This window comes from Burkholderia sp. 8Y, from assembly GCF_902506145.1.
GTDB lineage: Bacteria > Pseudomonadota > Gammaproteobacteria > Burkholderiales > Burkholderiaceae > Caballeronia.
Genome location: NZ_LR733520.1, coordinates 3010795 through 3024704 on the forward strand (window position 1 = coordinate 3010795; position 13910 = coordinate 3024704).

The window sequence follows — 13910 nt, forward strand, 5'->3', positions numbered from 1 at the left end:
TCCCGCCTAAGTTGCTGCGTGCTCGCCAACGCGCTGCGCAAAGGCGATCTGGAATTAGCCCGGCGAGCATACCCGGCCTCATCGCTCGAGAGCTGCTCCGGCGGGCCGTTCTTCGGCGCAGGCCGAAGCGCGTTCGCGCAGCAACGCAGCAGACGCGCGCCGACGCGCCGCGAGCGCGGAGGCCGCATCGCCCGAAAGCTGCGCCGCAGGCCAAATCCCGGCGCGAACCGCCGAGCGTCCCGCCCGACGCATCGAGCGAAACGCCGCTTGAAACCACGTTCGGCGACGCACGCTGCCGACATCGCCCGACAGCGCCGCCGCAAGCCAATCTCCGCGAAATCCCGCCCAACATCGCATAAGCCACCGATTTTCGGCTCGCTTGCCTCCGTTCAGCCCACTCCGTACACTCGCGCCTGTCCGAAGAATCAAGCGCGCCGCGTGGCCGGCGCATCATCGCCGAGAAGGAGAGCTGCCCATGTCCGATTCCTATTTCCCGCGCTGGCCCGAGCAGCCGAATGCCGAAGGCGGGCGCGTCGTCGGGCCTGACGAGCGTCTGCCGTGGCCGCAAATGATCGCGATGGGCGTCCAGCACGTCGTCGCGATGTTCGGCTCCACCGTGCTCGCGCCGCTGCTGATGGGCTTCGATCCCAATCTCTGCATCTTCATGTCCGGCATCGGCACGCTGCTGTTCTTCGTGCTCGTCGGCGGGCGCGTGCCGAGTTATCTCGGTTCCAGCTTCGCCTTCATCGGGCTCGTGATCGCCGTCACGGGCTACGGCGGGCACGGCCCCAACGCGAACATTCCGGTCGCACTGGGCGGCATCATCGCGTGCGGCGTGGCGTATGCGGTCATCGGCGCGATCGTCGCGGCAGTCGGCACGCGCTGGATCGAAACGCTGATGCCGCCCGTCGTCACCGGCTCGATCGTCTGCGTGATCGGGCTGAATCTCGCGCCAATCGCCGTGAAAGGCGTGAGCGGCAGCAACTTCGATTCGTGGATGGCGCTCGTCACCGTGCTCTGCGTGGGCGGCGTCGCCGTCTTCGCGCGCGGCATGGCGCAGCGGCTCCTGATCCTGATCGGCCTCGCGATTGCGTACCTGATCTACGCGGTGCTGACCAACGGCATGAGCATGGGCAAGCCCATCGACTTCGCCGTCGTGTCGAACGCCGCGTGGTTCGGCATGCCGCACTTCACCGCGCCTGTCTTCCAACCGCAGGCCATGACGCTGCTCGCGCCCATCGCGATCATTCTCGTCGCGGAAAATCTCGGCCACATCAAGGCGGTCGGCGCGATGACGGGACGCAGCCTCGACAAGTACATCGGCCGCGCGTTCATCGGCGACGGCCTCGCCACCATCGTCTCCGGTTTCGCGGGCGGCACGGGCGTGACGACTTACGCGGAGAACATCGGCGTGATGGCGGTCACGAAAATCTACTCGACGCTCGTATTCGTGATCGCCGCGCTGTTCGCCATCGTGCTCGGCTTCTCGCCGAAGTTCGGCGCGCTGATCCAGACGATTCCCGGGCCGGTGCTCGGCGGCGTGTCGATCGTCGTGTTCGGTCTGATCGCAGTGACGGGCGCGCGCATCTGGGTCGTCAACAAGGTGGACTTTTCGGATAACCGCAATCTGATCGTCGCGGCCGTGACGCTCGTGCTCGGCGCGGGCGACTTCACGCTGAAGCTCGGCGGCTTCGCGCTCGGCGGCATCGGCACGGCGACGTTCGGCGCGATTATTTTCTATGCGGTTCTGCGTCGGCGTGGGGCGGGCATGGTTTGATGTACCGTTGGGGTGCGCCGGTGTCGACGCTGATGGCGCCAGTACGCGCGCCCCATCGTCTTGCCTGCGATTCTGCGCTGGCGTGGCACAGGCGTAGTTTGCTAGCTGAACTGTGCTGCACCCTCGCAGCGCCAGACGAAGGCGCCAGAGCGCGCGCATCGTCTTGACCCGCTTCTGCATCGGCGCGCGGGCGTGATCCGATGTATTGCTGCGGCTGTGCCGGTGCCAACGCTCATGGCGCCAGTACGCATGCCCCATCGTCTTCCGCGCGATTCTGCGCTGGCGCGGCGCAGGCTTAGTTTGCTAGCTGAACTGCGCTGCACCCTCGCAGCCCGAGATGAAGCCGCCAGAGCGCGCGTCGTCTTCGACGCGATTTTGCATCGGCGCGCGGACATGAATCGATGTTCGCCGCCATCGTTTTCTGAGCGATTCCGCGCCGCCATAGCGCCCGCGTCGTTTGACCTGTCGCTGGGGCTGTGCCGGTGCGGTGCAGCTCCCAACCCTCAAGGCGCCATCCCACGCTTGCGGTTCACAATCGCCGTCTCGGAAAGATCGATCTCCCGCATCAGCTTGTTCAGCGTTTCATCGTTGATGGCCTGATCCGTCCTCAGCCGCAGCAATTCCGCGCGCTCCGCCCGCAGCGCGGCCATCTTGAGCCGCGTTTCGACGATCTCGCTTCTTTTCGCCGCCACGCGCGGCGCTTCCTCGTCGCCGAGCGATTCCAGCCGCCGCCGATACGTGTCCATCACGCGCGCCGTCGAATCGGCGCAGCGGGCGGACCCGGCTTCATCCATCGCGTCGGTGAGCAGCGTGTGCGTTTCGTCGATGGCGCGGATCGCCGCCTGCGCCGCGCGCCGGCGCGCCAGCCGTTCCTCGGCCGCATGGGGATTGCGCTCATGCTTTGCGCCGCGCAGCACCACCGGCAAGCCGACGACCGCGATCAAGAGCGACGCCAGAATCACCGCCGACGCGATAAAAATCGCGAGATCGCGCCCGGCGAGCGCCGCGCCGTTATCGAGCGTGACGGGCAGCGAAAGCACGCCCGCGAGCGTCACCGCGCCGCGCACGCCGCCGATGGTCGTGAGCGCGAGCGTCCGGATGCCCGGCGCGGCGCTTTCGATGCCGACTTTCGCCGCGCTGCGGCTCGCGACCCAGCGCAGGCAGTACACCCACACGAAACGCAGCGCGTAGAGCGCGAGCACCGTCGCGACCACGTAGCCGATCAGAAGGCCGACCTGCGCGTTGCCGTCCTGATGCGCCTCGATCAACGCCCGCCCGATGATGTGCGGCAACTGCAAGCCGAGCAGGATGAACACCATGCCGTTGAAGACGAACTCGATCATCGTCCACGTGCTCGTCATGCGTACGCGCACGGCGCTCGGAATGGTCGCGCGCAGGCTCTGGATGTTCATCATCATCCCGGCGGAAACGGCCGCGAGAATGCCCGAGCAGCCCGCGCGCTCGGAAATCACGTAGGCGGCAAACGGAATCAGTACGGTGAGAATGACGCCGGCGGCGGGATCGTCGTCTTCGGAGAACTTGAGCACGCGCGCCGGAATCTCGGTGACGATCCAGCTGATCGCCGCGCCGATCACGAGACCGCCCGCCGAAATCACCACGAAGCTGATGGCCGCCTCATGCAGCGAGAACACGCCGGTCAGCGCCGCCGCGATGGCGAACTTCAGCGCGACGAGACCGGAGGCGTCGTTCATCAACGCTTCGCCTTCCAGAATGTGCATGAGGTTGGCCGGAATGCGATTGCGCCCGGCGATGCCCGTCAGCGCGACGGCATCGGTCGGCGAAAGCACGGCCGCGAGCGCGAAGGCGACGGAAAGCGGCATCGCGGGAATCATCCAGTGCAGAAAATAGCCGAGCGCGCCCACGGTGATGAACACGAGCCCGAGCGCGAGCATGAGAACGGCGCGGCGCGCGAGATACAGCTCGCGTTTCGGAATGCGCCAGCCGTCCGCGAACAGCAGCGGCGGGATGAAGAGCAGCATGAACAGCTCGGGATCGAACGTGACGTGCAGCCGGAAGCCCGGCCACGCGAGCATCGCCCCGATGGCGATCTGGATGAGCGGCAGCGGCAGCTTGAACGGCAGCAGGCTTAAGCCCACGCCGGACAACGCCACGATCATCAGCAGGATGAGAACGGTAAAGACGATTTCCATGCCGGATAGGGAACGCGCGGGCGTCCGTTCAGTGTTCGAGACGACGCGAGAGTGTAGCCCGGCGCTTCGTGCTCGACATGTTCCGGCGACGCACTTCGACGGTGCGCGTGCATGCGTTCGCCGCCTGTTCGCGGTGCATGAAACCTGCAAACGCCCGACGAATGCGGCGGCATCGCGCGCATGGACCTTGCTTTATCGGGAGCCACGGGACGCGAGACTCCCGACGAGATCATCGAGGGCGGTGCTTATGAAAACGGTATCGGGCAGGACCGGCGCGGGGCCGGAGCACGAAGCGCGTGGCGCGCACGCGAGGGCATCGACATGTTGATCGCCAATCCCGAGAAGACGGCGCTCCCCGCGCGCACCTTCGAACTCGGCGTGATGTCGGGCCTGAATCGCTATTCGGTCGAGCATGGCGAGTGGACGCTTTCCAGCGTGTTCCAGCCGGTGTTCAGCCTGTCGCACATGCGCGCGGTCGGATACGAGGGGCTTCTGCGCGCGCACGATGCGCTCGATCGCCCGGTGCCGCCGGTCGATGTATTCGCGCAGGCGTCGCGCGTGGGCGAAGCGTTGCAGATCGACCGTCTCGCGCAGGCGCTGCATCTCGAAAACTTCAAGATGCTGGGCGCGCAGAACGAATGGCTGTTCCTGAACGTGCATCCCGGCGCGCTGACCGAGCCTTATCACGCGGCTGCGCTGCTCGCCAATCTCAGGCGCCTGCATATCGAGCCGCGCCGCGTCGTGCTCGAAGTGCTGGAGCAGAGCGCCGAGGATATCGAGCGACTCGCGCAGGCGGTGCAGCAGTTTCGCGATCAGGGATTCCTCATCGCGCTCGACGACTTCGGCGCCGGGCACACGAATATCGAACGTATCTGGCAGCTCGATCCGGATATCGTGAAGCTCGACCGCGTGATGCTGTCGCACGCTGGTCATAACGTGCATGCGCCGCTGTCCGCACGCACGATCAAGCAGCGGCGCAACATGGAAGCGGTGCTGTCGGGGATCGTCGCGCTGCTGCACGAGGCGGGCAAGCTCGTGCTGATAGAAGGCGTCGAGACCGAGCACGAGGCGCAGCTTGCGCTTGCGAGCGGCGCGGACTTCGTGCAGGGCTTTTTCTTTGCGCGGCCGCATCCGGGTCTCGCGGACGGCGCGCATGCGCAGACCATCATCGGTGAACTGACGGAGCGGTATCGCTTGCAGACGGAAGTCCGCGAGCGGCGCGTCGCGACGCGGCTTCAGCCGTATGTGCGGGCGTTTGAACGGGCGGCGGAGCGGCTCGCGGCCGGCGAACCGCTCGACGAAGTGTGCTGGAACTTTCTCGCGCTCGATCACGCCGCCCGCTGTTTTCTGCTGGATCAGAACGGCCGGCAGTCGGGCCGCAATGTCGTGCTGCGCGCGGATCGCGCCGCGCACGAGACGCGCTTTCTGCCGCTCGTGGATGCGCAGGGCGCGAACTGGCTGCGCCGTCCGTACTTTCGCGCGGCGCTCGGCGACCCCGCGCGCGTGCATGTGACGAAGCCTTATCTTTCGATCAACGAGGCGATGCCCTGCGTCACGCTGTCGGTCGAGACACGCTCCGGCGGCAAGCGCTGCGTGCTGTGCGGCGACATCGACTGGATGGCGGACGACGACGTCGCCTGAAGCCGCTCACTTCGCCACGACGACCGGAATCCCCTTCAGCGACGACGCGCCCTTCATCTGTTCGATGGACGCGCGCACCGCATCGCCCGTCGCCGCTTCGATGCCGAGCCGCGCGGCGATATCGCGCTCGCTGCGCTTGACCATCGCGAGACTTACGAGCTTCACGTGGCCGTAGCCGCGCACGCGCTCGAAAAGCGCGGCGAGCGCCGCCACGTCTTTCGCGTTGCCGGCGTCGAGCCCGGCGAGTGCGCGCTGCATCGTGAGTTCGTAGTCCTTCGCGAGCTGGCGCTCCATGCGGCGTTCGAGCGTTCTGCCAAACGGATCGAGCGCCGTGCCGCGCAGCGCACGCAGCTTCGACAAGCCGCCGAGCACCGGCCACATCCACTGGCCGAAGGTCTTCTTCTTCGGCGTGCCGTGAGACAGCGCGGGCGGCGCGAGGTTGAACTTCACGGTGTAAGCGTCGCCGGGCGTGCCCTCGAACTGCGCGGCAAGCGCCGCGCGGAACGCCGGGTCCGCGTGCAGGCGCGCGACTTCGTATTCGTCCTTCACCGCGAGCAGCTTGTAGAACGTGATGGCCACGGCGCGCTTCACGTCTTCATTCGCCGATGCCCGCGCAATCAGCGAACGATATCGCTCCACGTACTTCGCGCCGCCATAAGCGAGCAGCCGCTCTTCGCGGTCACGGATGAGGTCGGCGAGCGGCATATCCGCCATCGAGACGCGCTTCAGTTGCGCCGACGATGCGAGCGCGTCCAGCTCGCGCATATCCGCCGCCGCGAGCCGTCCGATGGCAAACGCCAGCTTGTTCGCCGTAACTGCGACGTTGTTCAGTTCGAGCGCGCGCATCAATGCGCCGTGCGACACGGGCACGAGCCCGAGCTGCCACGCGAAGCCCAGCATCACGATATTCGCGCCGATGGTATCGCCGAGAAAGCGCGTCGCGAGCGATTGCGCGTCGCAGGTGTGCAGGGCATCGGCGGCATTGGCACCGGCCGCGTGGCGCATCTTGTCGAGGAGCGCGTCTGCGTGCAGATTGGCGTCCGGGTTCTGCACGAAGCTCGCGTTCGGAATCGCGTGCGCGTTGACGACGATCCTCGTCCGGTCATGCCGCACCGTCTGCAACGCTTCGGGACTCGCGCCGACGACCATGTCGCAGGCGAGCAGCAAATCGGCCTGCTGCGTGTCGATACGCACCTGATTCAGCAGCGCGTCTTCGCTTGCCACGCGCACGAACGACAGCACCGAGCCGCCTTTCTGCGCGAAGCCCATGAAATCGAGCACCGACGCGCTCTTGCCTTCCAGATGCGCCGCCATGCTGATGAGCGCGCCGACCGTGACGACGCCCGTGCCGCCGACGCCCGTCACCAGAATGTCGTAAGGCGCCTGGTCGAGATGCGCGCGCGGCGGCGGCAGTGCATCGACGCGGCGCGCGAGTTCGGCAGGATCGAACGCTTGCCCGTCCGCTTTTTTCAGCTTCGCGCCTTCGAGCGTGACGAAGCTCGGGCAGAAGCCGTTCACGCACGAATAGTCCTTGTTGCACGACGACTGGTCGATGCGCCGCTTGCGTCCCAGCTCGGTTTCCACCGGTTCGACGGACAGGCAATTCGACTGCACGCCGCAATCGCCACAGCCTTCACAGACGGCTTCGTTGATGAAGAGGCGCTTGTCCGGATCGGGAAACTCGCCTTTCTTGCGGCGGCGGCGCTTCTCGGCGGCGCACGTCTGGTCATAGATGAGCACGGTCACGCCGGACGTCTCGCGCAGGCGGCGCTGCACGGCATCGAGTTCGCTGCGGTGATGAAACGTCGTGCCGCGCGGGAACTGGTCTTCGTGGCCTTCGTATTTTTCGGGTTCGTCGCTCACCACGACGAGCAGCGCGATGCCTTCCGCCTCCACTTGCCGCGCGATCTGCGGCACGGAAATGCTGCCGTCGACCGGCTGGCCGCCCGTCATCGCGACGGCGTCGTTATAGAGAATCTTGTACGTGATGTTGGCTTTCGCGGCCACCGCCTGACGAATCGCGAGAATGCCCGAGTGAAAGTACGTGCCGTCGCCTAAGTTCTGGAAGACGTGCGGCGTTTTGGTGAACATCGCGTGCGACGCCCAGTCGACGCCTTCGCCGCCCATCTGGATGAGGCCGGTCGTGTCGCGCTCCATCCACGACGCCATGAAGTGACAGCCGATGCCCGCCTGTGCGACCGAGCCTTCCGGCACTTTCGTCGATGTGTTGTGCGGGCAGCCCGAGCAGAAATAGGGCGTACGCTTCACGGCATCGGCGATATTCGACAGAATCTGCGGCGCGACGAGATCCACCACTTTCTCGCGGCGATCGAGCGCCGGCTTGTGCCGCGCGAGCCATTGCGCGAACACAGGCAGCACACGCGACGGCCGCAATTCGCCGAGCGCCGAAAGGAGCGGCGCGCCGTCCTGCGTGGTCTTGCCGATCACGACCGGCCGCGCGCCCTCCACGCGGTTGTACAGATGGTCCTTGATCTGCTGCTCGACCACCGGCCCTTTTTCCTCGATCACCAGCACTTCCGCGAGCCCTTCGACGAACGTGTCGAGCCGCGTGGTTTCGAGCGGAAACGACAGCCCGATCTTGTAGATACGCACGCCGGCGGCGTCGAGATCATCGACGGTGAGTTCGAGGCGGCGCAGCGCCTCCATCAGATCGAGATGCGCTTTGCCGCACGTCACGATGCCGACGTTCGCGCGCGGGCTCGGCGCGATCCACTTGTCGATGCTGTTCGTCCGCGCGAAGTGGCGCACGGCGTCGAGTTTCGCGTGAAGGCGCGCTTCGATGTTGAGACTCGGCAGGTCCGGCCAGCGGTTGTGCAGGCCGCCCGGCGGCGGGGTGAAGCCTTCCGGCGCTGTCCATCCGGTTTGCAGCGCATCGAGATCGACGGTCGATCCGGATTCCACCGTCTCCGAGATCGCCTTGAAGCCGACCCACGCGCCCGAAAAGCGCGACAGCGCCCAGCCGTACAGCCCGAATTCGAGCATGTCCGCCACGTTCGACGGATTCACCACCGGCATGTGCCACGCGATCATCGCCTGATCGCTCTGATGCGGCATGGACGACGAGACGCAGCCGTGGTCGTCGCCCGCCACGACGAGCACGCCGCCGTGCGGCGACGAGCCGTACGCGTTGCCGTGCTTGAGCGCATCGCCCGCGCGGTCCACGCCGGGGCCCTTGCCGTACCACATCGCGAACACGCCATCGACGGTGCGCTCGGGGTCGCTTTCCACGCGCTGCGTGCCAAGGACGGCGGTGCCGCCCAGTTCCTCGTTGATCGCGGGCAGAAAACGCACGTCATGCGACGCGAGCAGTTTCTTCGCCTTCCACAATTGCTGATCGACCATGCCGAGCGGCGAACCGCGGTAGCCGCTGATGAAACCGGCGGTGTTCAGTTGCGCGGCGCGGTCGAGCGCGCGCTGCATCAACACGAGACGCACGAGCGCCTGCGTGCCGGTCAGAAAGATCCGGCCGCTCGTGGCGCTCAGGTTGTCGGCGAGTTGGTAGCCGGACAGCGCGGGTTCGTTGAGGCGAGGCGACAAGGCATCGGCGGGCACGCGTGCGTTCATGGTTGTCTCGTTGTTCGTCTATGAGGCGATACGTCATTTTTTGTCATCGAACGCGGAATGTTTTTGCGCACTCGCTGCAATTCAGCAGGCATAGAGAAACGACGCATGCTTTTTCGGCCTAAACGGGAGAAATCTGCTCGATCTGGCGCGCATCGGCGTAAACCCGGACCCATGACGCTCGCGTGACCGCAAGGATTGGGACTAACCTGATCGCTTCTGAAAACGAGAGAAAGCCGACGCGATGAAACTCTTCTACTGGCCGAAGACGCGCGCTTTTCGCGCGCTGTGGATGCTTGAAGAACTGCGCGAGCCGTATGAACTGGCGTTCGTCAACATTCGCGCAGGCGCGCAGAACGAAGCCGCGTTCAGCCGCGTCAACCCGATGTCGAAGCTGCCCGCGCTCGACGACGGCGGCGTGCGCGTGGCCGAATCCGGCGCGGTGCTGCTTTATCTGGCGGACCGGTTTCCGGACGCGCGGCTCGGCGCGCCGGTTTCCGACCCGGCGCGCGGCCGTTTCCTGCAATGGATGTTCTTCACCGGCTCATGTCTGGAACCGGCGATGGCCGAGCGCATGACCGGCGCGCAGGGCAACACGGTCAGCTTCGGCTGGGGCGATCTTTCGCGCGTCGAACACGCGATCGAAAGCGCGCTCGAAGAAGGGCCGTGGCTGCTCGGCGAACTGTTCACCGCCGCCGACATCCTGCTCGCGAGCACGCTGCAGATCGCGTTCGTCGCGAGGCTGATCGAGCCGCAAGGCGTGCTGTTCGATTACGTCGAGCGTGCGGTGGCGCGCGAAGGATACGAACGCGCGGCCGAGATCGACCATCGCGAGGCGGAGCGCCTCGGACTCAGGCCGCACCCGAAAGCGCCGGTGGATTGAGCGATCGCGCCGCCGGTCAGGGAAAGGCGCGCGGCTTCGGAATGCCCGCGCCAGCATCGATGTCCGCGACCGCGCGCACATGCGCCAGTTCGATGGCTTCAGTCGAAGTGGCAAGACCGTCGTCGCCGCCGACGGTCTTCCAGTCCTGCACGGCTTTGTCGAGATGACGAATCTCGTACTCGGCGTCCCAGCGCGGGCCCTGAAGCTCTATTGGCCTCACGTGGATGGAATAGACGCCATATAGGAAGACCTGGTCCGGCATGTCGCCTCCGATGCAGTGAGCGGCGCGCGCACGCCGCCTCGCCGCCAGCTACAGTTCGATTTCCCCGAGGATGCGGTGGGCGAGCGCCCGCGCTTCGTCGAGTGCTTCGTGCTCGTTCTCCGATGCGGCTTCCACTTCGTAGAGCGTCGCGTCGGGCTGCTCGCCGTCGTCGCGGGAGAGCGAGACGAGTCCCTGAAACTTGCCTCCGTCGATGGCGCGCACGCCGATCGTCGCGGTGTAGATGCCTTTCGTGTAGGTCGTGTCTTCCATGATGGATTCGCCTCTAGACAAGGACGCGAGCATGAAATTCATGCTAGCACGCGGCCACGCGCCGCGTGTGACAGCGGCGCGCGCAGCCTACGCGTAGCCATTAGCCAAGCAATTCCTCGACCTCGTCCAGCGTCGGCGAATGCGCGCCCGAATGACGACACGCCGCCGCGCCCGCCGCCAGCGCGAACTTCAGATGCTCGGGCCAGCCGCCGTGGCGCGCCATCAGGCTATAGAGCAGCCCGCCGATGGACGCATCGCCTGCGCCGACCGTATCCGCCACCTCGATCACCGGCGGACCCGCGCTGAACGATTCGTCGCCGGCGTAGAGCGTCGCTTCCGCCGAGCCGCGCGTGACGAGCACGGTGGCTTGCGGGTTCATCGCGCGCAGTTGCGCGAGCGCGTCTTCCTCGGGAACGCCGCGAAACAGCATGTGCAGGTCTTCGTCCGACACCTTGATGAGATCGGCAAGGCCCGCCATGTTGCGCAGGATCGGCTCGTAGCCGTGTTCCATCAGATTCCGGTAGTTCGGATCGAAGCTGATCTTGACGCCATGCTCGCGCAGCTTCGCGGCGAGCGCGGCGAGCGTCGCGCCGAGCGGCTGTCGCACGAGGCTGATGCAGCCGAAGTGCGCCCACTTCACGCGCTCCATCCAGCCTTGCGGCAGCTTCTGCGGATCGAAGGCGAGATCCGCGCCGTTTTCGCCCATGAAGTAATAGGTCGGCGGCTGCGTCTTGTGAACGATGGCAAGCAGCGGCGGACGCTCGACGCGCTGCATGAAGCGCATGTCGAGGCCCGCGGCGACGCTCGCCTGCCAGAGGTCGTCGGAGAAATTGTCCGTGCCGAGCGACCCGGCGCTCGCGGTCGGCAGCCCGAGCCGGGCGACGGCGCGCGCGACGTTCCAGCCCGCGCCGCCCGGACGCGACAGCCAGCTCGCCTCGCCGGTGCGGATCAGATCAGTGAGGATGTCGCCAGCGGAGACGAACTGCGGGAAAGTGGTGTAATCGGTTGCCATCTTGCTTACCGTGAGTTGTGCGGCGAGGCGAGCGCGTTCAGCACTTTGTAGCACGCGCCCATCGTGTGATAGTCGGTCTTGCCGGCGGGACTTTTTTCGTCGCCGTATTTGCGGTTGTCGCACGTGAGAATGCGATACCACGCGCCGTACCGGTGATCGACGAAATGCGCCCAGCTATAGCGCCACAGTTCGTCGTAGCAGTCCCAGAAGCGTTCGCTGCCGGTGCGCGCGCCGAGGAGCGCCGCCGCCGCGAAGCTTTCGGCCTGCACCCAGAAGTACTTGTCGTGATCGCAGATGCTGTCGTCGGGGCCGAAGCCGTAGTAGAGGCCGCCGTGCCGGTCGTCCCACGCGCGGCAAAAGCCCGCGTCGAACAGTTCGATGGCGCGCGGCGCGAGCCACGGCAGCGCGCGATGGCGTTCGAGAATCAGCAGCAGCTTCGCCCATTCGGTCTGATGCCCCGCCTGAAAGCCCCACGGCCGGAAGATGTTCGAACTGTCCGATTCGTTGTAGTGCCAGTCCACGGACCAGTCGCGGTGAAAATGCTCCCACACGAGTCCGTTCGACAGCCGCGCCTGCCGCAGCGTGATGTTGCCCGCAATTTTTTCCGCGCGGTCGAGATACAGCACGTGGCCGGTCGCCTCGTATGCCGCGAGCAGGGCTTCGGTGGCGTGCATGTTCGCGTTCTGCCCGCGATAGTCCGAAAGCTGCCAGTCAGGCGTGGCTTCGTCGGCGTACAGACCCGCTTCGGCGTCCCAGAAGCGGCGGTCCATCAGCGCGAAGGTTTCGTCGATCATGGGCCGCGCTTCGTCGATGCCCGCCATGGCCGCATGCGCACACGCAAGCAGCACAAAGGCCATGCCGTAGCAATGGCGCGTGCCGTCGAGCGTGCGTTTCTGGCCGTCGCGCCATTCGATTTCCCAGTCGTAGCCTTCGTGCGCGGCGTCCCAGTGCGCGTCGCGCAGGAAACGGAACGCGTGCCGGGCGTCATCGAGGAACTGCGCATCGCCGAAGTGGCGATATGCCATCGCGTAATTGAAGACGAAGCGTGTACTGCTGACGAGGTGGCGCGTCGTGCGGTCGTAGACGGTGCCGTCGTCCTTGAAGAAATGGAAGAAGCCGCCGGACGGATCGCGGCCGGCCGGCGCGTAGAAGGCGAGCGTGTCGCGCACGTGCGACAGCAGGAAGTCGCGGCTGCGGAAGTCGATTGGGCCTTCCATCTGTTCCGACGCCGGCGCGTTCCCGGAAGCGACGGCGGCGACGGCGGGGGAGGCGGTCATGTTCATGGCGTGCGGATGTCCTTTTTCGTGCCCGAACTCGCGCGAGCGATGAACTCCACGCTCATCAGCGAATTGGCCTGATCGGGCTGGGTCGAAGGATCGTCGAGCAGCAATTCGACGCCCCGCCGCCCGAGTGCTTCCTTGTCCACGGCGACCGTCGAGAGCGGCGGCGAGCTGTGAGCGGCGGCGGGAATGTCGTCGAAACCGACGAACGCGATGTCTTCCGGCACGCGCAGACCGTGCGCGAGACAGACGCGCATGGCCGCGAGGGCCGCTGCATCGTTATAGGCGAAAACCGCGTCGGGCAGCGCATTGGATTGCGCGCGCGTCTCGGCGATGAGACGCTCCATGGCGTCGGCGGCGGCCACGTCGGCGGGCACGCCGGCCTGCGCGTTGATTTCGAGCGTCGGATCGAAGAGCAGGCCGGCGTCGAAATACGCCTTGCGATAACCGAGCGCCCGCTGCGCGATACTGTGATGCGCGAGCGATCCGCCGATAAACGCGACGCGCCGCCGTCCGAGCGCGAACAAATGCTGCATGGCGAGCGCCGCGCCCTTTGCGTTGTCGATGTCGACCGAGCGAAAGCCGGGCGCGCGCAGGTCGATGAGCACGATGGGCCGCGCGAGCGATTGCAGATGCGCGAGCAGTTCCGGCTCGACGAAGCCCGCGACCGCGATAGCGTCGGGCGCATGCAACCGCATCTGCTGCGCGAGGTCTTGCGTGGGACCGGCGGTGAGCACCGATGGCACGAGACGGCGCTCGCGGCACGCCTCTTCGAAGCCGTGCAGCACTTGCGAGAAAAACGGGCTGACGGCGAAGTTGTTGTGCTGCCGATGCAGCAGAAAGGTCACGCGGCGGATGCGCGTGCGCAGCTGCGCGGAGTCATAGCCGAGGCGCTGCGCGACTTCGACGACGCGCACGCGCGTGGCTTCCGAGAGACCCGGCTGGTTCTTGAGCGCACGCGAAACGGTCCCGATGGAGACGCTCGCCGCCCGTGCGACATCGCGGATGGTAGTGGCCATCGTGTTTTTCTCT

At 66.1% G+C, this 13910-nt stretch carries 10 protein-coding genes; 3 read left to right on the top strand and 7 right to left on the bottom strand.

The features are described 5' to 3' along the window. The first annotated feature begins 475 nt into the window (after positions 1–475). Positions 476–1777, top strand: a complete 1302-nt coding sequence (locus GV035_RS24775) for a solute carrier family 23 protein (protein ID WP_159837610.1) — start codon at positions 476–478, stop codon at positions 1775–1777. A 503-nt stretch (positions 1778–2280) separates the two neighbouring features. Here GV035_RS24775 and GV035_RS24780 read toward each other — a convergent pair. Continuing rightward, positions 2281–3948, bottom strand: coding sequence for a Na+/H+ antiporter (locus GV035_RS24780; protein ID WP_159837612.1), 1668 nt, complete (start codon positions 3946–3948; stop codon positions 2281–2283). 321 nt (positions 3949–4269) lie between these two features. Here GV035_RS24780 and GV035_RS24785 point away from each other — a divergent pair, with 321 nt between their 5' ends. Further along, on the top strand, positions 4270–5589 hold the full coding sequence (locus tag GV035_RS24785) for a sensor domain-containing phosphodiesterase (RefSeq protein WP_159838201.1): 1320 nt from the start codon (positions 4270–4272) through the stop codon (positions 5587–5589). Positions 5590–5595: 6 nt separating this feature from the next. Here GV035_RS24785 and GV035_RS24790 read toward each other — a convergent pair whose 3' ends face one another. Further along, positions 5596–9174 (bottom strand): indolepyruvate ferredoxin oxidoreductase family protein, encoded by a 3579-nt coding sequence (locus GV035_RS24790; protein ID WP_159837614.1) that lies wholly within the window; start codon positions 9172–9174, stop codon positions 5596–5598. Between the two features lie 241 nt (positions 9175–9415). Between GV035_RS24790 and GV035_RS24795 the strand changes: the two genes are divergently transcribed. Next, positions 9416–10054 (top strand): glutathione S-transferase family protein, encoded by a 639-nt coding sequence (locus GV035_RS24795; RefSeq protein WP_159837616.1) that lies wholly within the window; start codon positions 9416–9418, stop codon positions 10052–10054. Positions 10055–10070: 16 nt separating this feature from the next. Here GV035_RS24795 and GV035_RS24800 read toward each other — a convergent pair whose 3' ends face one another. The 5 genes from GV035_RS24800 to GV035_RS24820 form a co-directional block, all read right to left on the bottom strand. Beyond that, a complete protein-coding gene (locus GV035_RS24800; protein WP_159837618.1) occupies positions 10071–10316 on the bottom strand; it encodes a hypothetical protein in 246 nt (81 codons plus the stop codon). 48 nt (positions 10317–10364) lie between these two features. Then, complete coding sequence (locus GV035_RS24805) at positions 10365–10586, bottom strand: hypothetical protein (protein WP_159837620.1); 222 nt, start codon at positions 10584–10586, stop codon at positions 10365–10367. Positions 10587–10686: 100 nt separating this feature from the next. Beyond that, entirely contained in the window at positions 10687–11598 is a 912-nt protein-coding gene (locus GV035_RS24810; protein ID WP_159837622.1) for a carbohydrate kinase family protein, read from the bottom strand. A gap of 5 nt (positions 11599–11603) precedes the next feature. Next, the gene (locus GV035_RS24815) at positions 11604–12881 is read right to left on the bottom strand and encodes an AGE family epimerase/isomerase (RefSeq protein ID WP_159837624.1); all 1278 of its coding nucleotides are present in this window, start codon (positions 12879–12881) and stop codon (positions 11604–11606) included. Then, on the bottom strand, positions 12878–13897 hold the full coding sequence (locus GV035_RS24820) for a LacI family DNA-binding transcriptional regulator (RefSeq protein WP_159837626.1): 1020 nt from the start codon (positions 13895–13897) through the stop codon (positions 12878–12880). Before GV035_RS24820 ends, GV035_RS24815 begins: the two co-directional genes overlap by 4 nt. Positions 13898–13910: the final 13 nt, after the last annotated feature.